18 protein-coding genes are annotated in these 21631 nt (G+C 62.8%); 14 read left to right on the top strand and 4 right to left on the bottom strand.

What is annotated here, in order from left to right:
* Positions 1-1163, bottom strand: a 1163-nt coding sequence (locus tag HP547_RS12545; RefSeq protein ID WP_172286434.1) for a pyridoxal phosphate-dependent aminotransferase, incomplete at its 3' end; no start/stop codon positions are given.
* A gap of 210 nt (positions 1164-1373) precedes the next feature.
* On the opposite strand from HP547_RS12545, the gene dksA reads away from it, so the two are divergent.
* The 13 genes from dksA (at position 1374) to HP547_RS12480 (ending at position 19972) form a co-directional block, all read left to right on the top strand.
* Positions 1374-1820, top strand: coding sequence for an RNA polymerase-binding protein DksA (dksA, locus tag HP547_RS12540; RefSeq protein WP_003250009.1), 447 nt, complete (start codon positions 1374-1376; stop codon positions 1818-1820).
* 63 nt (positions 1821-1883) lie between these two features.
* Positions 1884-2771 (top strand): tRNA glutamyl-Q(34) synthetase GluQRS, encoded by an 888-nt coding sequence (gluQRS, locus tag HP547_RS12535; protein WP_172286433.1) that lies wholly within the window; start codon positions 1884-1886, stop codon positions 2769-2771.
* A 186-nt stretch (positions 2772-2957) separates the two neighbouring features.
* The gene (locus tag HP547_RS12530) at positions 2958-3134 is read left to right on the top strand and encodes a hypothetical protein (protein WP_003250005.1); all 177 of its coding nucleotides are present in this window, start codon (positions 2958-2960) and stop codon (positions 3132-3134) included.
* A complete protein-coding gene (locus tag HP547_RS12525) occupies positions 3118-6093 on the top strand; it encodes a sensor histidine kinase (protein ID WP_172286432.1) in 2976 nt (991 codons plus the stop codon). Before HP547_RS12530 ends, HP547_RS12525 begins: the two co-directional genes overlap by 17 nt.
* Before the next feature lie 4 nt (positions 6094-6097).
* Positions 6098-7540, top strand: a complete 1443-nt coding sequence (locus HP547_RS12520; protein WP_172231920.1) for a sigma-54 dependent transcriptional regulator — start codon at positions 6098-6100, stop codon at positions 7538-7540.
* A 783-nt stretch (positions 7541-8323) separates the two neighbouring features.
* Positions 8324-9712: a polynucleotide adenylyltransferase PcnB gene (locus tag HP547_RS12515; RefSeq protein ID WP_172221578.1), complete on the top strand. Its 1389-nt coding sequence runs from the start codon at positions 8324-8326 to the stop codon at positions 9710-9712.
* Positions 9709-10188 (top strand): 2-amino-4-hydroxy-6-hydroxymethyldihydropteridine diphosphokinase, encoded by a 480-nt coding sequence (gene folK, locus HP547_RS12510; RefSeq protein WP_172286431.1) that lies wholly within the window; start codon positions 9709-9711, stop codon positions 10186-10188. Before HP547_RS12515 ends, folK begins: the two co-directional genes overlap by 4 nt.
* 262 nt (positions 10189-10450) lie before the next feature.
* Positions 10451-11251 carry a 3-methyl-2-oxobutanoate hydroxymethyltransferase gene (gene panB / locus HP547_RS12505; RefSeq protein ID WP_172221584.1) on the top strand — a complete coding sequence of 267 codons (801 nt, stop codon included), beginning with the start codon at positions 10451-10453 and terminating at the stop codon, positions 11249-11251.
* The gene (panC, locus tag HP547_RS12500) at positions 11248-12111 is read left to right on the top strand and encodes a pantoate--beta-alanine ligase (protein WP_172221587.1); all 864 of its coding nucleotides are present in this window, start codon (positions 11248-11250) and stop codon (positions 12109-12111) included. The genes panB and panC overlap by 4 nt, the downstream gene beginning before the upstream one ends.
* A gap of 199 nt (positions 12112-12310) precedes the next feature.
* Complete coding sequence (pgi, locus tag HP547_RS12495; RefSeq protein WP_172286430.1) at positions 12311-13975, top strand: glucose-6-phosphate isomerase; 1665 nt, start codon at positions 12311-12313, stop codon at positions 13973-13975.
* Between the two features lie 136 nt (positions 13976-14111).
* Positions 14112-16046, top strand: coding sequence for an acetate--CoA ligase (acs, locus tag HP547_RS12490; RefSeq protein ID WP_172286429.1), 1935 nt, complete (start codon positions 14112-14114; stop codon positions 16044-16046).
* A gap of 42 nt (positions 16047-16088) precedes the next feature.
* Complete coding sequence (locus tag HP547_RS12485) at positions 16089-16958, top strand: oxygenase MpaB family protein (protein WP_172221596.1); 870 nt, start codon at positions 16089-16091, stop codon at positions 16956-16958.
* Positions 16959-17035: 77 nt separating this feature from the next.
* Positions 17036-19972 (top strand): DUF748 domain-containing protein, encoded by a 2937-nt coding sequence (locus tag HP547_RS12480; protein ID WP_172286428.1) that lies wholly within the window; start codon positions 17036-17038, stop codon positions 19970-19972.
* A gap of 34 nt (positions 19973-20006) precedes the next feature.
* Here the strand turns inward: HP547_RS12480 and HP547_RS12475 are convergent, their stop codons facing one another.
* Positions 20007-20420 (bottom strand): VOC family protein, encoded by a 414-nt coding sequence (locus HP547_RS12475; protein ID WP_172221602.1) that lies wholly within the window; start codon positions 20418-20420, stop codon positions 20007-20009.
* Between the two features lie 60 nt (positions 20421-20480).
* On the opposite strand from HP547_RS12475, the gene HP547_RS12470 reads away from it, so the two are divergent.
* Positions 20481-20783 carry a putative quinol monooxygenase gene (locus HP547_RS12470; RefSeq protein WP_172221604.1) on the top strand — a complete coding sequence of 101 codons (303 nt, stop codon included), beginning with the start codon at positions 20481-20483 and terminating at the stop codon, positions 20781-20783.
* 73 nt (positions 20784-20856) lie between these two features.
* Here HP547_RS12470 and HP547_RS12465 read toward each other — a convergent pair whose 3' ends face one another.
* Together HP547_RS12465 and HP547_RS12460 are read right to left on the bottom strand one after the other, a co-directional pair.
* Positions 20857-21207: a BON domain-containing protein gene (locus tag HP547_RS12465; protein WP_172221607.1), complete on the bottom strand. Its 351-nt coding sequence runs from the start codon at positions 21205-21207 to the stop codon at positions 20857-20859.
* 263 nt (positions 21208-21470) lie between these two features.
* A partial coding sequence (locus HP547_RS12460; RefSeq protein ID WP_172286427.1) for a S1 RNA-binding domain-containing protein occupies positions 21471-21631 on the bottom strand: 161 nt, incomplete at its 5' end.

Genomic DNA, 21631 nt, shown 5'->3' with positions numbered 1-21631 from the left:
CAGCTCCGCAGGCCACGGGCGATACGCTGCACCGCTTGCTCCAGGCGTGGCAGGCTCTGGGTGTAGGCAAAGCGCACATGGTGCCCGGCCAGGTGGCGGCCGAAGTCCAGCCCCGGGGTGAAGGCCAGGTGCTCGGTTTCCAGAAAGTGCCTGCAGAAGGCGAATGCATCACCGCCAAAGGCACTGATATCGGCATACAGGTAGAACGCCCCCTGCGGCTCGACGGCAATCCGGAAGCCCAGTTCGCGCAGGGCAGGCAACAGATAGTCGCGGCGGCGGGCGAATTCGGCGCGGCGTTCTTCGAGAATGGCCAGGGTTTCCGGCTGGAAGCAGGCCAGCGCGGCATGCTGGGCCATGCTTGGTGCACTGATGTACAGGTTCTGCGCCAGCTTCTCCAGATCGGCCACTGCGCCAGGGGGGGCGACCAGCCAGCCCAGGCGCCAGCCGGTCATGCCGAAATACTTGGAAAAACTATTCAGGACAAACGCCGAGTCATCGACTTCCAGCACGCTGGGTGCATCCATGCCATAGGTCAGGCCGTGGTAGATCTCGTCGACCACCAGGTGACCATGGCGCTGATGAACGGCCTTTGCCAGGCTGGACAGCTCGTCACGGCCCAGCACGGTGCCGGTCGGGTTGGCCGGCGAGGCAACCAGCGCGCCGACCGAATCCTTGTCCCAGTAACGGTCGACCAGATCGGCGGTGAGCTGGTAGTTCACCTCGGGCCCTACCGGCACCAGTTGCGCACCACCTTCGACCAGGCGCAGGAAGTGGCGATTGCAGGGGTAACCGGGGTCGGCCAGCAGCCAGTGCTTGCCCGGGTCGACCAGCAAGCTGCTGGCCAGCAGTAGCGCGCCGGAGCCACCGGGGGTAATCAGGATGCGCTCGGGGTCGATACTCAGGCCATAACGCTGCTCGTAAAAGCCGGCAATGGCCTGGCGCAGCGCCGGCAACCCGCGTGCGGCGGTGTAACGCGTGTGCCCGTCGGCCAGTGCAGCCTGGCCAGCGGCGACGATCGGTGCAGCCGTGGTGAAGTCCGGTTCGCCGATTTCCAGGTGGATCACGTCGTGCCCGGCGGCTTGCAGCTCATTGGCCCGGGCCAGCAGCGCCATGACGTGGAAGGGTTCGATGGCGCGGCTGCGCGCACTGTAGGGGTGGGCCATGACCTTCTCTCAATAGGGTCTAAACTAGAGATTCTACCTCTGCACGCCACCGAACGTACGGCTCGCGCTGCGGTCAATTGCCAGGATCGGGCGGGGTAGCGCACCCCCGATCTATCTGGTAAGTTCGGCGGCTCGCAGTCGCAGGGCCGGCGGTCGCCGGAGATGGAGCATCCTGCGCATTGGATCAGATGAGTGAGAGGCGGTCTATTCATGTCCACCCTAGAAAAGCAAAAAGCCAACCAGAATCTTTATGGGGTCGCGCCTTATCAGGAGACCAAGGGTGAGGAGTACATGGGTGAGCCCATGCGCAAGCACTTCACCAAAATTCTCACTGGCTGGAAGCAAGAGTTGATGGTCGGCGTCGACAAGACCGTAGACCATATGAAGGAAGAAGCAGCCAACTTTGCAGACCCGGCAGACCGAGCGTCTCAAGAAGAGGAGTTTGCCCTCGAGCTGCGCAACCGCGACCGCGAGCGCAAGCTGATCAAGAAAATCGACAAGACCCTGCAAAAGATCCAGGACGAAGAATACGGCTGGTGCGAATCCTGCGGCATCGAGATCGGCCTGCGCCGGCTGGAAGCACGCCCGACTGCCGACCTGTGCTTCGATTGCAAGGAAATTGCGGAGAAAAAGGAAAAGACAGTCGGCAAAGGCTGATTTTTCTCCAATCCGGACGGGGCGCATCAGGCGCCCCGTTTCATTTTCAGAAACCCCAAAGCCATGAATGACTCCCGCTACATCGGGCGCTTCGCCCCCACCCCCAGCGGCTTCCTGCACTTCGGCTCGCTGGTCGCCGCCCTCGCCTCCTGGCTTGATGCCCGTGCCGTCAACGGCCGCTGGCTGCTGCGCATGGAGGACACTGACCCGCCCCGGGAAATGCCCGGCGCCCGCGATGCGATCCTGCAGACGCTGGAGCGCTACGGCCTGGAGTGGGATGGCGAGGTGGTGTTCCAGAGCCAGCGGCACGATGCCTATGCCGCAGTGGTCGACCGCCTGTTCAACCTGGGCCTGGCCTATGCCTGCACCTGCTCGCGCAAACAGCTGGAAGGTTACAACGGGATCTACCCGGGCTTTTGCCGCAACGCCGGGCATGCCCGTGACGGCGCGGCGATCCGCTTGCGGGTACCGGAGCTGATCTACCGCTTTACCGACCGGGTGCAGGGCGAGTACCAGCAGCACCTGGGCCGTGAGGTGGGCGATTTCGTCATCCAGCGCCGCGACGGGCTGTATGCATACCAGTTGGCAGTCGTGCTGGACGATGCCTGGCAAGGTGTTACCGACATCGTGCGTGGCGCCGACCTGCTCGACAACACTCCGCGCCAGCTGTACCTGCAGGAACTGCTGGGCTTTTCGCAGCCGCGCTACCTGCATATCCCGCTGATCGTGCAGCCGGACGGGCACAAGCTGGGCAAGTCATACCGTTCGCCGCCGTTGCAGGTTGAGCATGCGACACCGTTGCTGTTGCGGGCATTGCGGGCGCTGGGGCAGAAGGCCGACCCCGAGCTGCTGCTGGCGACGCCGGCTGAAGTGTTGGCGGTGGCGCGGAAGCAGTGGCAGCCTGAGCGGATTGCACAGCGCACCACGGTGCCAGAGGCTGATTTGCGCTAACGCAGGCTCGGCCCTTTCGCGGGTAAACCCGCTCCCACAGGGTTGCCCCGGGCAACCCGTATCTGAAAATCAAAAGCCCAACAAATTCAAAACCTTGGCGAAGACCATGGATTCCCGCTAGCATCCCCCCCGCCATTTGCGCCAATAATAAGTCCAAGCCCGCAGCGCCCAACCATCGAGGCCAGCATGTACATCTATCGTTTGGTCCTGCTTCTGGTCGTGGGGATCTACCTGTTCTCCCCGGCCATCATGGACTGGTGGATCGAGCCGACCGGAGCCTGGTACCGCCCTTACCTGCTCTGGCTCATCCTGATCGTCGTCACCTTCATCCTGCAGAGCCAACGAGATGCCGATGAGCTTTAGCCTGACCCAGATGATCCTGATCAGCGCCGGGTACCTCATGGTGCTGTTCGGCGTGGCCTGGATCAGCGAACGCGGGCTGATCCCGCGCTCGATCATTCGCCACCCGCTTACCTACACATTGTCGCTGGGCGTATACGCCAGTGCCTGGGCCTTCTATGGCTCGGTGGGCCTGGCCTACCAGTACGGCTACGGCTTTCTCGCCTGTTACCTGGGGGTATCCGGTGCATTCCTGCTGGCGCCGGTGCTGCTGTACCCGATCCTGAAGATCACCCGCACCTACCAGCTGTCATCGCTGGCCGACCTGTTGGCGTTTCGCTTTCGCAGCACCTGGGCCGGCGCCCTGACCACCATCATCATGCTGATCGGGGTATTGCCGTTGCTGGCCCTGCAGATCCAGGCGGTGGCCGACTCGATCAGCATCCTCACCGGCGAGCCAGTCAAGGCCCGGGTGGCTTTTGCGTTCTGCGCACTGATCATTCTGTTCACCATCTTTTTCGGTTCGCGCCACATTGCCACTCGTGAAAAGCATGAAGGGCTGGTGTTCGCCATCGCCTTCGAGTCGGTGATCAAGCTGCTGGCCCTGGGCGGGGTCGGCCTGTACGCCCTGTACGGGGTGTTCGGCGGGCCTCACGAACTGGAGGTCTGGCTGCTGCAGAACCAGACCGCCCTGGCGGCGCTGCATACTCCGCTGCAGGAAGGCCCATGGCGTACCCTGCTGCTGGTGTTCTTCGCCTCGGCCATCGTCATGCCGCACATGTACCACATGGCCTTCACCGAAAACCTCAACCCGCGCTCGCTGGTCAGCGCCAGCTGGGGCCTGCCGCTGTTCCTGCTGCTGATGAGCCTGGCCGTACCCCTGGTGCTGTGGGCCGGCCTGCGCCTGGGCGCCAGCACCAACCCCGAGTACTTCACCCTGGGCCTGGGGATTGCCGCCAACAACAAGGCACTGGCACTGTTGGCCTACGTCGGCGGCTTGGCATCTGCCAGTGGCTTGATCATCGTCACTACACTGGCGCTGTCAGGCATGGCCCTCAACCATTTGGTGCTGCCCCTGTACCAACCACCGGCAGAGGGCAATATCTATCGCTGGCTGAAGTGGACCCGCCGCGCGCTGATCGTCGCCATCATCACCGCCGGTTTCATGTTCTACCTGACCCAGAACAACCACCAGAGCCTGGCCAACCTGGGCATCGTCGCCTTCGTCGCCACCTTGCAGTTCCTGCCAGGGGTGCTGTCGGTGCTGTACTGGCCCACCGCCAACCGCCGCGGCTTCATCGCCGGGCTGCTGGCCGGCACCCTGGTGTGGATGGTGACCATGTTGCTGCCGCTGCTGGGCAACCTGCAGGGCTTCTATATCCCGCTGCTGGACATGATCTATGTGCTGGACGACACCAGCTGGCACATGGCGGCCATCGCTTCGCTGGCAGCCAACGTGCTGCTGTTCACCCTGATCTCGTTGTTCACCAACGCCAGCAACGAAGAGGTCAGCGCGGCAGAAGCCTGCGCCGTGGACAACGTGCGCCGCCCCCAGCGCCGCGAACTGCACGCCGCCTCGCCGCAGGAGTTCGCTACCCAGCTGGCCAAACCGCTCGGCGCCAAGGCGGCGCAAAAAGAAGTGGAGCAAGCCCTGCGTGACCTCTACCTGCCGTTCGACGAGCGACGCCCCTATGCCCTGCGCCGCCTGCGCGATCGCATCGAGGCCAACCTGTCCGGCCTGATGGGACCGAGTGTGGCTCAGGACATGGTCGAGAGCTTCCTGCCGTACAAGTCCGGTAACGAGAACTACGTGACCGAGGACATCCACTTCATCGAAAGCCGCCTTGAGGACTACCACTCGCGCCTGACCGGCCTGGCCGCCGAACTCGATGCCCTGCGCCGCTACCACCGCCAGACCCTGCAGGAATTGCCCATGGGTGTCTGCTCGCTGGCCAAGGACCAGGAAATCCTCATGTGGAACAAGGCCATGGAAGAGCTGACCGGTATTGCCGCCAAGCACGTGGTCGGCTCACGCCTGGTCACCATCGACGAACCCTGGCGTGGCTTGCTGCAGGGTTTCATCAACGTGCCGGACGAGCACTTGCACAAGCAGCGCCTGGCGCTGGACGGCCAGCCGCGCTGGCTGAACCTGCACAAGGCGGCCATCGACGAACCGCTGGCACCGGGTAACAGTGGCCTGGTACTGCTGGTGGAAGACCTCACCGAAACCCAGGCGCTGGAAGACAAGCTGGTGCACTCCGAACGCCTGGCCAGCATTGGCCGACTGGCGGCAGGCGTGGCCCACGAGATCGGCAACCCGATCACCGGCATCGCCTGCCTGGCCCAGAACCTGCGCGAGGAGCGCGAGGGCGACGGTGAAATCACCGAGCTGTCCAGCCAGATCCTCGAGCAGACCAAGCGGGTGTCGCGCATCGTCCAGTCGCTGATGAGCTTTGCCCATGCCGGCGGCAGCCACCAGAACAGCGAAGAGCCGGTGTGCCTGGCCGAAGTGGCGCAGGACGCCATCGGCCTGCTGGCATTGAACCGGCGCAATTTCGAAGTGCAGTTCTTCAACCTCTGCGACCCCGACCACTGGGCCGAAGGGGACCCGCAGCGCCTGGCCCAGGTGCTGATCAACCTGCTCTCCAACGCCCGCGACGCCTCGCCGGCAGGCAGTGCCGTGCGCGTGCGCAGCGAAATCAGCGAGCACACGGTAGACCTTATCGTCGAGGACGAGGGCAGCGGGATTCCGAAGAGCATCATGGACCGCCTGTTCGAGCCCTTTTTCACCACCAAGGACCCGGGCGAAGGCACCGGACTGGGGCTCGCTCTGGTCTATTCCATCGTGGAAGAGCATTATGGGCAAATCACCATCGACAGCCCTGCCGATATCGAACGGCAACGTGGCACCCGGATCCGCGTGACCCTGCCCCGGCATGTCGTAGCGACGTCCCCTGAAATTCGAGACCGTCGAGAGAATTGAATCAATGCCGCATATTCTGATCGTCGAAGACGAAACCATCATCCGCTCGGCCCTGCGTCGCCTGCTCGAGCGGAACCAGTACCAGGTCAGCGAGGCCGGCTCGGTGCAGGAAGCCCAGGAACGCTTCAGCATTGCCACCTTCGATCTGATCGTCAGCGACCTGCGTCTGCCAGGTGCGCCCGGTACCGAGCTGATCAAGCTCGGCCAGGGTACGCCGGTGCTGATCATGACCAGCTACGCCAGCCTGCGCTCGGCGGTGGACTCGATGAAAATGGGCGCGGTGGATTACATCGCCAAGCCCTTCGACCACGACGAGATGCTGCAGGCAGTGGCACGCATCCTCCGCGACCGGCAGAACGCCCCCGCGGCGGCACCGGCTGCCGAGCCACGCGCCAGCAATGGCAAGGCCGCAGCGGCCGACAAAGGCACCGCAGCAGCAGCCAATGGCGAAATCGGCATCATTGGCTCGTGCCCGCCCATGCAGGACATGTACAGCAAGATCCGCAAGGTCGCGCCCACCGACTCCAATGTGCTGATCCAGGGCGAATCGGGCACCGGTAAAGAGCTGGTGGCCCGCGCCCTGCACAACCTTTCGCGGCGGGCCAAGGCACCGATGATCTCGGTGAACTGTGCGGCCATCCCCGAGACACTGATTGAATCCGAACTGTTCGGCCACGAGAAAGGCGCGTTCACCGGCGCCAGCGCAGGCCGTGCCGGCCTGGTCGAAGCCGCTGACGGCGGTACCCTGTTCCTCGATGAAATCGGCGAACTGCCACTGGAAGCCCAGGCCCGCCTGCTGCGCGTGCTGCAGGAAGGGGAGATTCGCCGGGTGGGTTCGGTGCAGTCGCAAAAGGTCGACGTACGCCTTATCGCCGCGACCCACCGCGACCTGAAGAACCTGGCCAAGGCCGGCCAGTTCCGTGAGGACTTGTATTACCGCCTGCACGTGATTGCCCTGAAACTGCCGGCCCTGCGTGAACGCGGCAGCGACGTCAATGAAATCGCCAGCGCCTTCCTGGCTCGCCAGCGCGCGCGCATCGGCCGTGACGACCTGCACTTCTCGGCCGAAGCCGAGCAGGCCATTCGTCACTACAGCTGGCCTGGCAACGTACGAGAGCTGGAAAACGCTGTGGAGCGTGCGGTGATCCTCAGCGAAAGCGCAGAAATTTCCGCAGAGCTGCTGGGCATCGACATCGAGCTGAGCGACCTGGAAGAGGACGAGATCCTCAACAACGCCCTGGTCGCAGCCAGTGCCAGCAATGCCAGCCACGAGCCGACCGAGGACCTGTCGCTGGAGGACTACTTCCAGCATTTCGTCCTCGAGCACCAGGACCACATGACCGAGACCGAGCTGGCACGCAAGCTCGGGGTCAGCCGTAAGTGCCTGTGGGAACGGCGCCAGCGACTGGGGATTCCACGGCGCAAGAGTAACGCTACCAGCGAGTGATACGCCCGCAGCATTTGCGGCGCCTGGGAGATCGAGCGCCGCGCGGGCGGCGCTCGGTCTCACAGGCGCTGGACGGGGTGTGGCGAACACACCTGAGCTGGAAACACCCCAGGTAACACATCAGCCCACACAAAAATCTGTTACCCACCCTTTCCGCCGTAACAGTTCCCGAGGCATACGGTAACGAAATTTCGACATTTCCAGCCTCCGAGATTTTGTCAAAACTGCCCAAGCCCTTGATTTTACTGGGTTTTTAAAAGTTGGCACGGCACCTGCTATATGTTTGGTACAAGAACAATAACAAGCACTGCAACTCAGAATAAGAACAAGACGAAACGGCTCACGCACAATAAAAACAAGACGGCGGAGGCGCAGCTAACTGATTCTTTTGGAGAGGATGCGTGTTTGGGGCTTGCCCCACGACCAGGCAGAGAACAACAAAAACTGCACTAAAAAGCAGCGCCTGAACTGGTTGGATCGACAGATCAACGTGACATCAGCGGCCAAAGCAATCCGTTTGCTCTTTACCCCTGAATTGGGGGTCGTCCACAAGCTTCGAGATTTGTGGACAGGGCACTCAACAAAAACAAGAAGCCCAATAAAAAAACAATAAGAGCACGCAACGACTTCTTGGGGAGCTTAGGCTCCCCTTGTCGTTTCTACCCTTCCGGCAGACACTCTGCTACCCGCCTACACCATTCCCTGAGTAAATGCTAGAATCCCCGCCCATCATGCGGCCATTCTCCTATTCTTGGCCGAACATTCCTTCAAACAGTGCATCCCATGCTGAAGAAGCTGTTCCAGTCGTTCCGCCCGCCCGTACCGGGCCAGCACCACAGGCGCACTACGCCTGAGGTGATCAACAAGAGCCAGCACTCGCTGCAGCGCCACCAGTTCAGCCGCCATGCGGTAAACATCGTGGAGCGCCTGCAAAGCGCCGGCTATCAGGCTTACCTGGTCGGTGGCTGTGTCCGCGACCTGATGCTGGGCATCACGCCGAAAGATTTCGACGTGGCTACCAGCGCCACCCCCGAACAGGTCCGTGCCGAGTTCCGCAATGCGCGCATCATCGGTCGCCGCTTCAAGCTGGTTCACGTCCATTTCGGCCGTGACATCATCGAAGTCGCCACCTTCCGCGCCCACCATTCGGAAGACGACGAGGGCGACAGCCACCGTTCGTCGCACAATGCCAGTGGCCGCATCCTGCGTGACAACGTGTACGGCACCCTGGAAGAAGACGCGCAACGCCGCGACTTCACCATCAACGCCCTCTACTACGACCCGGTCAGCGAGCGCATTCTCGATTACGCCAACGGTGTGCACGACGTGCGCAATCGCCTGCTGCGCCTGATCGGTGACCCTACTCACCGCTACCAGGAAGACCCGGTGCGCATGCTGCGCGCAGTGCGTTTCGCGGCCAAGCTGGACTTCGGCATCGAGAAGCACACGTTCAAGCCTATCCGCGAACTGGCCCCGATGCTGCGCGAAATTCCGCCAGCGCGCCTGTTCGAAGAGTGCCTCAAGCTGTTCCTTTCCGGCCAGGGGGCCATGGCCTTCGAAATGCTGGTCGACCTGGACCTGTTCGAGCCGCTGTTCCCGGCCAGTGCACACGCCCTGGAAGAGCGCCCTACCTACACCCACACGCTGATCAGCCAGGCACTGCAGAATACCGACCTGCGTGTGAAGCAGGGCAAACCGGTAACGCCAGCGTTCCTGTTCGCCGCGCTGCTGTGGCCAGCCCTGCCGGCCCGTGTGCTGCACCTGCAGAACCAGGGTGTGCCGCCGATCCCGGCCATGAACGGTGCAGCCCACGACCTGATCGCCGAACAGTGCGCACGCATCGCCATCCCCAAGCGCTTCACCTTGCCGATCCGCGAAATCTGGGACATGCAGGAGCGCCTGCCACGTCGCAGCGGCAAACGCGCCGACATGCTGCTGGACAACCCTCGCTTCCGCGCCGGTTACGACTTCCTGCTACTGCGTGAAAGCGCCGGCGAGGAAACCGACGATCTCGGCCAGTGGTGGACCGACTACCAGGATGCCAACGACAGCGAACGCCGCGAGATGATTCGCGAGCTGGGCAGCCGTGACGAAGGCACCGGTGCCGGCCCGCGCAAACGCAAGCGCAGCGGCAGCAAACGCAAGCGCAGCGGCGACGAGGCGTTCGAGTGACTACCCGCGCCTATATCGGCCTGGGCAGCAACCTGGACGCACCTGCCGAGCAGCTGCGCAGCGCCTTGCAGGCGCTTGACCAGGTTGACGGCACGCGCCTGGTGGCGGCTTCGGCCCTGTATACCAGTGACTCGCTGTTGCCGGGCCAGCCGCGCTACACCAACGCTGTCGCCGCCCTGGATACCAGCCTGGCGCCATTGGCCCTGCTCGGTGCGCTGCAGGCCATCGAAAACGCCCAGGGCCGGGTGCGCAAGGAGCGCTGGGGCCCGCGCACGCTGGACCTCGACGTGCTGCTGTTCGGCGACCAGGTGCTCGACGAGCCACGCCTGAAAGTGCCGCATTACCACATGCACGCCCGCCCTTTCGTGCTGTACCCGCTGGCCGAACTGGTGCCGGAGGATTTTTGCCTGGCCGATGGCCGTGCCCTTGCGCAATTGCTTGACGACTGCCCGTTGGTCGGCCTGGAACGCCTGTAAACCGGGCACTCCAGGCATCCGGTCTGGCACGGTAACGCCAGTAACACCCTGATCGTAACAATGCGGTAACAGGGTGATTGACTTCCCCCACCTCGCTCACGACTATAGGCGTCCCGTGTGGCACCAATGTGCCGCATACCCGTATTTAGGCCCGGACGGACCTGTACCCGAACATCACACGCGATGATGTGCCGCTCCGGAAGATGACTACACGCGTTGATTGCAGTCGTTTTTTACAGCGCCTGAACGAGGAATTTCCTACATGCCCGAAGTAACCCTGACCACCCTCAATGGCCTCAAGGCCAAGGGTGAAAAAATCACCATGCTGACCTGCTACGACGCGACCTTCGCCAAGGCCGCCAGCCAGGCCGGTGTCGAAGTGTTGCTGGTGGGCGACTCGCTGGGGATGGTCCTGCAGGGCCACGACAGCACCTTGCCAGTCACCACGGTGGACATGGCCTACCACACCGCCAGCGTCAAACGCGGCAACGACGGCGCGCTGATCCTCGCCGACCTGCCGTTCATGGCGCACGCCACTGCCGAACTGGCCTTTGCCAACAGCGCGACGCTGATGCAGGCTGGCGCCCATATGGTCAAGATCGAAGGCGCTGCGTGGCTGGCCGAAACCATTCGCCTGCTGGCCGAGCGTGGTGTGCCGGTGTGCGCGCACATGGGCCTCACCCCGCAAACCGTCAACGTGCTGGGCGGCTACAAGGTACAAGGTCGCCAGGAAGCCCAGGCGCGGCAAATGCGCGCCGACGCCATCGCCCTGGAACAAGCAGGCGCGGCGATGCTGCTGCTTGAATGCGTGCCCAGCGAACTGGCGGCAGAAATTACCAATGCCGTGGGCATCCCGGTGATCGGCATTGGCGCCGGTAGCGCCACAGATGGCCAGGTGCTGGTGCTGCACGACATGCTTGGCCTGTCGCTGAGCGGCCGGGTACCCAAGTTCGTGAAGAACTTCATGCAAGGCCAGCCGGATATCCACAGCGCCCTCGTCGCCTACGTCGAGGCGGTCAAGCAGGTCAGCTTCCCAGGTAGCGAACACGGGTTCAGCGCATGAATACAGTCAAGACCGTCCGCGAACTGCGCGCAGCGGTAGCCCGCGCCCGCGGTGAAGGCAAGCGCATCGGCTTCGTGCCGACAATGGGCAACCTGCACAGCGGCCACGCTGCGCTGGTGACCAAGGCCGCGCAGCGCGCCGATTTCGTGGTCGCCAGCATCTTCGTCAACCCTTTGCAATTTGGCGCCAACGAAGACCTCGACACCTACCCGCGCACCCTGGCCGCGGATCAGGAGCGCCTGCTGCAGGCAGGCTGCAACCTGCTGTTTGCGCCGACCGTGGAAGAGATGTACCCCGACGGCATGAGCGTGCAAACCCGGGTCAGTGTGCCCCACCTTTCCCAAGGCCTGTGCGGTGCCAGCCGGCCGGGGCATTTCGAAGGCGTGGCCACCGTGGTCAGCAAGCTGTTCAACATGGTCCAGCCAGACCTTGCGGTGTTCGGCGAAAAGGATTTCCAGCAGCTGGCGGTGATCCGCGCCATGGTCCGCGACTTGAACATGCCGATCCAGATCATCGGCGAGCCTACCGTGCGGGCAGAAGATGGCCTGGCGCTTTCGTCGCGCAATGGCTACCTCACACCGGAGCAGCGTATGGCAGCACCAGCACTGTATCGCACCCTGCAGCAGATCGCGGCAGGCATCGTTCGGGGCCAACGAGACTTTGCCGCGCTGGTTGCGCAAGGCCAGGCACAGCTGAGCGCTGCCGGGTTCCGTTCCGACTACCTGGAAGTACGCCATGCACTGACCTTGCGTCCGGCGGCTATAGATGACCGGGACCTGGTGGTAATTGCTGCGGCGTACCTGGGTAACACACGATTGATCGACAACCTGTACCTGCATCTGGAAGAAAAGACCGCTTGACGGCCTGGGGCTGCTTCGCAGCCCATTCGCAGCACAAGGCTGCTCCTACAGGAGATCGCGTTCGTAGGAGCAGCCCCTCCAAAATCCCCCAGCGCTACCCATTCCCAGCGCCAACCCTTTGCCTATAATGATGCCAGCCTGAACCCGGCAATGAGTGCCTTGTCCAAGGCATCACCACGCACCAAGGGAACCCCGCGCAATGGCGTATTACCGTACACCCCACGATGTGACGGCCCTGCCCGCCTGGCAGGCGCTTCAGCAACACCGCGACGCCATGCAAGGCTTCAGCATGCGCGAAGCCTTCGCCGCCGATGCCCAACGCTTCGACCAGTTCTCCCTGAGCTGCTGCGGCCTGTTCCTCGATTACTCGAAAAACCTCATCACCGAACAAAGCCGCGACCTGCTGGTAAACCTGGCCAACGAGGTGGGCCTGCAGGACGCCATCAAGGCGATGTTCAGCGGCGAAATCATCAACGCCTCCGAAGGCCGCCCGGTACTGCACACCGCCCTGCGCAGGCCCGTGGGTGACAAGCTCAGCGTCAACGGCGTGAACGTGATGCCGGAAGTGCACAAGGTGCTGAACCAGATCACCGAACTGGTCGGCCGCATTCACGACGGCCTGTGGCGTGGCTACAGCGAAAAACCCATCACCGACGTGGTCAACATCGGCATTGGCGGCTCGTTCCTTGGCCCCGAGCTGGTATCCGAGGCGCTGCTGCCCTACGCCCAGCGCGGCGTGCGCTGCCACTACCTGGCGAACATCGACGGCAGCGAGTTCCACGAACTGTCGGCCAACCTGCGCGCCGAAACCACCCTGTTCATCGTCTCGTCAAAGTCGTTCAACACCCTCGAGACCCTGAAAAACGCCATGGCCGCACGCACCTGGTACCTGGCCCAGGGCGGCTCGGAAGCCGAGCTGTACCGCCACTTCATCGCCGTTTCCAGCAACAAGGCCGCCGCCGTGGCCTTTGGTATCCGCGAGGAGAACATCTTCCCGATGTGGGACTGGGTGGGCGGGCGCTACTCGCTGTGGTCGGCCATCGGCTTGCCGATTGCCCTGGCCATCGGCACGGCCAACTTCAAAGAGCTGCTGTCGGGTGCGCACACCATGGACCAGCACTTCCAGACCGCGCCGTTCGACAAGAACATGCCGGTGCTGCTGGCCCTGCTGGGCGTGTGGTATGGCAACTTCTGGGGCGCGAACAGCCACGCGATCCTGCCATACGACCACTACCTGCGCAACATCACCAAGCACTTGCAGCAGCTGGACATGGAGTCCAACGGCAAGAGCGTGCTGCAGGACGGGAGCCCGGTGAAGACTGACACCGGCCCGGTTATCTGGGGCGGCGTCGGCTGTAACGGCCAGCATGCCTACCACCAGTTGCTGCACCAGGGTACCCAGCTGATTCCGGCCGACTTCATTGTGCCGGTAGTGAGTTTCAACCCGGTGGCCGACCATCACCAGTGGCTGTACGCCAATTGCCTGTCGCAGAGCCAGGCGCTGATGCAGGGCAAGACCCGCGAAGAAGCCGAAGCCGAACTGCGCGGCAAAGGGCTGAACGAAGCGGACATCGAAAAGCTGGCCCCGCACAAGGTGATCCCGGGCAACCGCCCGAGCAACACCCTGGTGGTTGAGCGCATCAGCCCGCGCCGCCTGGGCGCGCTGGTGGCGATGTACGAGCACAAGGTGTTCGTGCAGAGCGTGATCTGGGGGATCAATGCCTTCGATCAGTGGGGCGTGGAGCTGGGCAAGGAGCTGGGCAAGGGCGTGTACCAGCGCTTGGTCGGCAGCCTTGAAGACAGCGCCGAAGATGGCTCCACCCAAGGCCTGATCAACTACTTCCGCAGCCGTCACCGCGGGTGATCCAAAGCCCATACCGGCCTCTTCGCGCCTAACCCCGCGAAGAGGCCGGTATGGGTTGAACACCCCTCCCAGCTACACTGTCCTATCGAATAGCCGTTGCAGTCCCTCGCCCCTCACAAGAGCAGGACCACCCGCCATGTTCGATATCCGCAACTATCCCCAGGCGCTGGCCGTCAGCCAGTCCGCCATCCTCACCCCCGACGAATACCACCGCCTGTACCGCCAGTCGGTCGACGACCCCGACACCTTCTGGGCCGAGCAAGCCAAGCGCCTGGACTGGATCAAACCCTGGTCGAGCGTGCAGCAATGTGACCTGCACACTGGCCAGGCGCGCTGGTTCGACGGGGCCCAGCTCAACGTCAGCTACAACTGCATCGACCGCCACCTGGCCCAGCGCGGCGAACAGACCGCCCTGCTGTGGGAAGGCGACGACCCCAACGACTCCAAGGCCATTACTTACCGCGAGCTGCATCGCCAGGTCTGCCGCCTGGCCAACGCCCTGAAAGCACGCGGGGTTAAAAAAGGCGACCGGGTATGCATCTACATGCCCATGATCCCCGAGGCCGCCTTCGCCATGCTCGCTTGCACCCGCATCGGCGCCATCCACTCGGTGGTGTTCGGCGGTTTCTCCCCTGACGCCCTGCGTGACCGCATCCTCGATGCAGACTGCCGCACAGTGATCACCGCAGATGAAGGCGTGCGCGGCGGCAAGCGCGTCCCGCTGAAACAGAACGTCGACCAGGCCCTGGCCAGTTGCCCTGCTGTCAGCAGCGTATTCGTGGTGCGCCGCACCGGCGGTGAAGTTGCCTGGGCCGAAGGCCGCGACCTCTGGTATGACCAGGCGACGGCAAACGCCGGCGATGACTGCGAGCCAGAGCCGATGGAGGCTGAAGACCCACTGTTCATTCTTTATACCTCCGGCAGCACCGGCAAACCCAAAGGCGTCCTGCACACCACCGGCGGCTACCTGCTGCAGGCGACGATGACCTTCAAGGTGGTATTCGATTACCGCAAAGGCGAAGTGTTCTGGTGCACGGCCGACGTCGGCTGGGTCACCGGCCACAGCTACATCGTCTATGGCCCGCTGGCCAATGGCGCAATCTCGCTGATGTTCGAAGGCGTACCCAACTACCCGGATACCTCGCGGTTCTGGCAGGTCGTGGACAAGCACCAGGTGAACATCTTCTATACCGCCCCGACTGCGCTGCGGGCGCTGATGCGCGAAGGCTCCGGGCCGCTGCAAAGTACCTCGCGCAAAAGCCTGCGCTTGCTGGGCAGTGTTGGCGAACCGATCAACCCCGAAGCCTGGGAGTGGTACTTCGAGGAAGTCGGGCAGCAGCGTTGCCCCATCGTCGATACCTGGTGGCAGACCGAAACCGGCGGCATCATGCTTACGCCATTGCCAGGTACGCAGACGCTGAAGCCCGGCTGCGCCACACAGCCGATGTTTGGCGTGCAGCCGGTTCTTCTGGACGAAAAAGGCCAGCTGATCGAAGGCCCCGGCGCAGGCCTGCTGGCAATCAAGGCCAGCTGGCCCGGGCAGATCCGTAGCGTCTATGGCGACCACCAGCGCATGGTCGATACCTACTTCAAGCCGATGCCCGGCTATTACTTCACCGGTGACGGGGCCCGCCGCGATGCCGATGGCGACTATTGGATCACTGGACGCGTCGACGATGTGATCAACGTTTCCGGTCACCGGATAGGCACTGCTGAAGTCGAAAGCGCGCTGGTGCTGCATGACAGCGTCGCCGAAGCAGCGGTGGTCGGTTACCCCCACGACCTCAAGGGCCAGGGCGTGTACGCCTTCGTCACACCGATGAACGGAGTAACCCCCGACGACGGGCTCAAGGCCGAACTGCTAGCCCTGGTCAGCAAGGAAATCGGCAGTTTCGCCAAGCCCGAGCTGATCCAGTGGGCGCCGGCGTTACCCAAGACACGCTCAGGCAAGATCATGCGGCGTATACTGCGCAAAATCGCCTGCAACGAGCTGGACAACCTGGGCGATACCTCGACCCTGGCCGACCCCAGCGTGGTGCAGGGCCTGATCGACAAACGCCTCAACCAGTAACCGGCGGCCGCAGTCCCTGGCCGCCCTGCACGACAGGTCGCCATGGAAGCCCTCCGCCGCCGCATCGAAACCCAGGTCATGAGCCTCACCGGGCTGGCCCTAGGCCAGCTCGACCTGGAATCGCCCAAGGGCGACCCCGGCCTGTTCGGCCCGCACAGCATCAGCTGGCGCGTGCACGGGGACTTCCCGAGCATGCTGGTCGGCGGCATCAGCGCGCTGATGCTGCAGTTGCTGCATCCGCTGGCCCTGGCTGGCGTGTGGGACCACTCCAATTTCCGTCAGGACTTGCTCGGCCGGCTGCGCCGTACCAGCCAGTTCATCTCCGGCACCACCTTCGGCGCCACTGGCGATGCCGAATGGCTGATCGACAAGGTGCGCACGATTCACCTCCAGGTCACCGGCACCGCGCCGGATGGCCGTCCCTATGCAGCCAGCGACCCAGATTTGCTCACCTGGGTGCATGTGGCGGAGGTCAGCAGCTTTCTCGCTGCCCACCTGCGTTACCGCAACCCGCACCTTTCGCGTGCCGAGCAGGATGCCTATTACAACGAAATTGCATTGATCGCCGAGCGCCTTGGCGCCCGTGACGTGCCGCGTTCGTGCCAGCAGGTCGAAGATTACCTGCAACGCATGCGCCCGCAGCTGCACTGCGATGCGCGCAGCCACGAGGTAATGCAGATTCTGCTTGATGCCCCCGCCCCCAGCCGCCTGGCGCAACCGGTGGGCAAGCTGATGCTGCACGCCGGCATCGACCTGCTGCCGGGCTGGGGCCAGGCGATGCTCGGCCTGCAGCACGGCCCCTTGCAGCGGCGCCTGATCCGCCTGGGCCTGCAACGCACCGCGCCAGTGCTGCGCTGGGCCATGCGCGACGGCTCGGCGCATCGGGCCAAGCGGCGCATGGGTATCGAATGACACCAGCTACCGTCCCAGCGGAACTGATTTAACCTGCCATACTCCAAGCACTCCTGCTTAGACAGACGAAGCGACACATGTACAAAGGATTGACTCGCGCCGCTGGCGCAATCGTGGCCCTCGTAGCCCTCTACAGCCTGCTCGGCTTTCTCATTCTTCCTGGTTTCGCGCTGCGTATTGCCAACCAGCAGTTGGCCCAGTACGCGACCGTGCCGGCGCATCTCGAACGCATCGAGTTCAACCCCTTCAGCCTCGAGCTGACGCTGTGGGGCCTGCAGCTCGGCGAGCCAGGCAAGGAACAGGTCGCCTTCGAGCGCCTGTACGCCAACCTCTCGCTCGACAGCCTGTGGACCCGCGCCCTGCACCTGGAAGCGGTCGAACTCGACAAACCCCGCACCGAAGTGCTGTTCGCCAAGGACGGGGCCCTGAACCTGACAGGGCTGTTCAAGCTGCCGGCCAACCAAGCCAAAGCTGACGAGCCGCCCAGCGACCCGTTTCCGCTGCGCATCGGCAGCATCAAGCTCAGTGAGGGTTACCTGCACTTCGCCGACCAGCGCCCGAGCGAGCCGATCGAGTTCCTGTACGACAACATGAACCTGGAGCTGAAAAACCTCAGCACCTTGCCCGACGACAATGCCGACATGACCCTCGTAGCCAACGGCCCCAACGGCGGTCGCATTGACTGGAACGGCACCTTGAGCCTGTCGCCGATCGCCTCCGAGGGCACCTTGAAGGTCACCGACGCCAAGATGAAGGCGTTCTGGCCCTACGTGCGCGATGCCGTGCCGCTGGTGCTGGAAGAAGGCATTGTCAGCCTCGATACGCATTACAAGCTCAACCTCGCCAAACAGACCGAGTTGCTGCTGGACAATGCCTCCGTGCGCATTGCGCCGTTCGCCATCAAGGCACCGGATGGCCGCCCGCTGGCCCGCCTGGCCAGCCTGGAGGTCAGCGAGACCTCCGTCGACCTGGTCAAGCAGCGGGTGACCGTGGGCAAGATCCGCAGCGAAAAACTCGAAACCTGGGCCGCGCTGGAAAAAGACGGCCAGCTCGACTGGCTGAAGCTGTTTGCCAGCCAGCCGGCCAAGGCCACGCCGAAGGAAAAGGCCGAGCCGGCTGCCGCCGAGCCCACGCCTGAACAGAAAGCTGCCAAAGAGCCCAGCAAACCTTGGCAGGTGCTGCTCAAGGACGTACAGCTGCGTAACTACATGGTGCACCTGGCCGACCGTTCGCAAAAAGAGCCGGTTGCCCTCGACGTCGGCCCGCTCAACGCGGACCTGCAAGGTTTCGACAGCCTCAACCAGTCGCCCTTCACCCTCAAGCTCGACAGCGGCGTAGGTAAACAGGGCAAGCTGCAGGCAGCCGGCCAGGTCAACCTGGCACCGGTATGGGCCAAGCTGGATGTCAGCACCCGCGACATCGACCTGCGGGTAGCCCAGCCCTACATCAGTCCGTTCATTCTGCTGGAACTGCGCAGCGGCATGCTCGCCAGCGACCTCAAGGTCGACCTGAAGAACACCGCCCCGCTTGCCTTCACTGTCACCGGCAAGGCACAGGTCAACCAGCTGCATACCCTCGACACCATCAAGAGCCGCGACTTCGTCAAATGGCAGCAGGTCAATGTCGACGGCCTGGCCTATGTACACGGCGATGCGCTGTCGATCGACAAGGTGACCCTGCTGCAGCCTTATGCGCGCTTCATCATCAATGAAGACCGCACCACCAACGTCAATGACCTGCTGATCCCACAGCCGGCAGGCGCCCCGGCGAGCAGTCAGGCCAAGCCGGCTGCTGCTGGCAGCAGCAAGCCATTGGGCATCCACATTGGCCAGATAGACATCAACGACGGTTCGGCCAACTTCGCCGATCTGTCACTCACACCCAACTTCGCCACGGCCGTGCAGCAGCTCAACGGCCAGATCGGCACCATCGACAACCGCAAGGCAGTACCGGCCAAGGTCGACATCAAGGGCAAGGTCGACCGCTATGCACCCGTGACCATCAAGGGTGCCCTGAACCCGTTCAACCCGCTGGCCAGCCTGGACATCGCCACCAGCTTCAAGCGCGTCGAGCTGACCACGCTGACGCCCTACTCCGGCAAGTTCGCAGGCTTCCGCATCCGCAAGGGGCGGCTCAACCTCGACCTGCACTACCTGATCACCAAAGGCCAGCTCAAGGCCGAGAACAAGGTGGTGGTAGAGCAGCTGCAACTGGGCGAGAAGGTCGACAGCCCGGACGCGGTCGACCTGCCGATCCGCCTGGCCGTGGCGCTGCTGAAGGATACCGAGGGCAAGATCTCGATCGAACTGCCGGTAACCGGTGACCTCAACAACCCGCAGTTCAGCGTGATGCCGATTGTCTGGCAAACTTTGCGCAACCTGGTGCTGCGCGCGGCGCAGGCGCCGTTCAAGTTCATTGGCGGGCTGATTACCGGCGGTGGCTCGGAAGACCTCGGCAGCGTGGCGTTCGCCCCGGGCTCCAGCGAGCTCGGCGGCGACGCCCAGGCGTCCCTCGACAAGCTGGCGGCGGCGCTGAAGGAGCGCCCGGCGCTGCGCCTGGAAATCGAAGGCACCAGCGCACAGGCCAGCGATGGCCCGCTGATCGCCGAGCAGCGGCTGGAGCGTGAATATCAGGCTACCTGGTACAAGATCCTGCAGCGCCGGGGCGACAAGGTGCCGGCCAATGCCTCGCTGCTGGTGGTCGACGACAGCGACAAGCCGGCAATGCTCGAAGGCATCTACCGCACCCGCCTGAAGCAGCAACCGCCGGCTGACTGGGAACAACTGGGCCGTGACGAGCGTACGGCCAAGCTGCGCGAAGCGGTGATCAAGTCCTGGGCCGAAAGTACCGCGCTGCTACGCACCCTTGGCCAGGAGCGGGCCAGCAGCATCAAGGATTACCTGGTGGACAAAGGCAAGCTGGAAGATGACCGGGTGTATTTCATCGATACCAGCCTGGGGCAGCCTGAAAGCGATGGGCGGGTGGTAACGCCGATGCATCTGGATGCCGAGTAATCAGCAAGCTTGTGGCAGCGGCTGAATCCAGGCTTCAGACCAGCCGCTGCCCGGACACCGCCGGATGATACAGCGGCTGTACCTTGTTCCCCGCCGGGTCCAGCAGGTGGAAGCTGCGCGCCCCGTCACCATGGTTGAACGGCCGATCCAGCAAGGTCACGCCCAGGGCCTTGAAGTACGCATACCAGGCCTCCAGCTCCTCCACGCTATCCACGATGAAACCATAGTGGTCCAGGGTCTGCAGCCCATTGGCTGCCCCTGCCCCACGCCCCAGCGACAGGTTGTCGTTACCGCAGGTGAGGTACACCAGGTCCTCGTTGGCGCGGTTGAGCACTTCCATTCCCAGCACATCGACGTAGAAACGCTCACACTCCTCAAGGTTGGGGACCAGCAGGGCAATATGGCGCAGGCCATTCAGGCGACCGGGGCGTGCAGGCAATTCGGACATCAGCGAAGCTCCATTTTTGTATACAATTCATTCGTGAATTTAAAACATAAGGAGCGACTTGTGTATAGCCTGTTTATCAAGACCCGTATAAAGCCAGGTTGCGTCGAGGATTTTCTGACCGCGATCAAGGTCAATGCCGCTGCCTCTGTCGCCACCGAGCCTGGATGCCTGGTGTTCGACGTGTCGCAGGATCGCGTCGACCCGCAGGTCATCTACCTGTACGAAATCTACCGTGATGATGCGGCCTATGAGGCGCATACCCAGACCGCGCATTACCGGGATAGCCGCCCGCTGGTGGAGCCGCTCATCGTCAGCCAGGAGTGCATCGAGAGCGACGTCGTAGCGCGCAACCCGGTGTACTGAAAACGAAGAAGGGGCCGCAATGCGGCCCCTTCCAGGGATGGTGGCCAAATCCATTTGGCCGTCGGGACAATCCTTATTCGGACTTCAGGCCATCAGCCGATACGGCTTGTACGCCTTTGATCTTCTTGGTGATGGCAACTGCCATCTCTTTCTGGGCCTCAGTCACTTTCATGTCGGACGACAGCGACACGACACCTTTATTCGTTTCCACTTTGATGTCGCTGCCAGGCACACCTTTCTCGGTCATCAGGTCGGCTTTGACCTTGGTGGTGATCCAAGTGTCAGAGGTCGCTTCCTTGGCTTGGGTCACCTCACCGGCGGCCAGCGTCATCGGGGCCTGGGTGGTTTGCTGGGCAAATGCCGCGTTAGCCATGGTCAGGGTCAGAGCGGTGGCAGTAGCAGCAGCAATGGCGAACTTCTTCATGTGTGTCACTCCTGTTTTTCGAAAGGTCTGCGCCGTATGTCCTGGCGGCAGGTATGAAGGTAGTTGCATGGGCTGTGCCAGCTTTTACTCTTTGATTATTTACTTATAAATCAATGAGTTAGTTGATCGCCGAGGTTCAAGGTGTCGTGCATTTTGCAACCTGCGCGGTAAACCTGCATGCAAGATGCAAGTCCGCAAAAGGTTCCCTGTCGCGCATAAAAAAAGGGCTCCGAAGAGCCCTTTTCCTGTTGCCTGGCAGTCGCTTAGACGCCCGATGCCTTGGCAGCGGCGACGTCCTTGATCGACAGCTTGATACGGCCGCGGTTGTCCACGTCCAGTACCAGTACTTCAACTTCCTGGCCTTCTTTCAGGATGTCGGTCACTTTCTCGACGCGAGCATCGCTCAGCATGGAGATGTGCACCA

The organism is Pseudomonas sp. CM27, from assembly GCF_013179515.1.
Classification (GTDB): Bacteria; Pseudomonadota; Gammaproteobacteria; order Pseudomonadales; family Pseudomonadaceae; genus Aquipseudomonas.
The sequence above is the reverse complement of the archived record's forward strand: the minus strand, read 5'-3'. Positions and strand labels throughout refer to the sequence as shown.

Bases quoted from the DNA above. Each gene is read 5' to 3' on its own strand.
- HP547_RS12530 (WP_003250005.1), top strand. From the start codon at position 2,958: ATGTACATCTATCGTTTGGTCCTGCTTCTGGTCGTGGGGATCTACCTG.
- panC (WP_172221587.1), top strand. From the start codon at position 11,248: ATGAATACAGTCAAGACCGTCCGCGAACTGCGCGCAGCGGTAGCCCGC.
- panB (WP_172221584.1), top strand. From the start codon at position 10,451: ATGCCCGAAGTAACCCTGACCACCCTCAATGGCCTCAAGGCCAAGGGT.
- HP547_RS12525 (WP_172286432.1), top strand. From the start codon at position 3,118: ATGCCGATGAGCTTTAGCCTGACCCAGATGATCCTGATCAGCGCCGGG.
- HP547_RS12520 (WP_172231920.1), top strand. From the start codon at position 6,098: ATGCCGCATATTCTGATCGTCGAAGACGAAACCATCATCCGCTCGGCC.
- HP547_RS12475 (WP_172221602.1), bottom strand. From the start codon at position 20,420: ATGTCCGAATTGCCTGCACGCCCCGGTCGCCTGAATGGCCTGCGCCAT.
- gluQRS (WP_172286433.1), top strand. From the start codon at position 1,884: ATGAATGACTCCCGCTACATCGGGCGCTTCGCCCCCACCCCCAGCGGC.
- HP547_RS12515 (WP_172221578.1), top strand. From the start codon at position 8,324: ATGCTGAAGAAGCTGTTCCAGTCGTTCCGCCCGCCCGTACCGGGCCAG.
- dksA (WP_003250009.1), top strand. From the start codon at position 1,374: ATGTCCACCCTAGAAAAGCAAAAAGCCAACCAGAATCTTTATGGGGTC.
- HP547_RS12485 (WP_172221596.1), top strand. From the start codon at position 16,089: ATGGAAGCCCTCCGCCGCCGCATCGAAACCCAGGTCATGAGCCTCACC.
- HP547_RS12480 (WP_172286428.1), top strand. From the start codon at position 17,036: ATGTACAAAGGATTGACTCGCGCCGCTGGCGCAATCGTGGCCCTCGTA.
- HP547_RS12465 (WP_172221607.1), bottom strand. From the start codon at position 21,207: ATGAAGAAGTTCGCCATTGCTGCTGCTACTGCCACCGCTCTGACCCTG.
- acs (WP_172286429.1), top strand. From the start codon at position 14,112: ATGTTCGATATCCGCAACTATCCCCAGGCGCTGGCCGTCAGCCAGTCC.
- pgi (WP_172286430.1), top strand. From the start codon at position 12,311: ATGGCGTATTACCGTACACCCCACGATGTGACGGCCCTGCCCGCCTGG.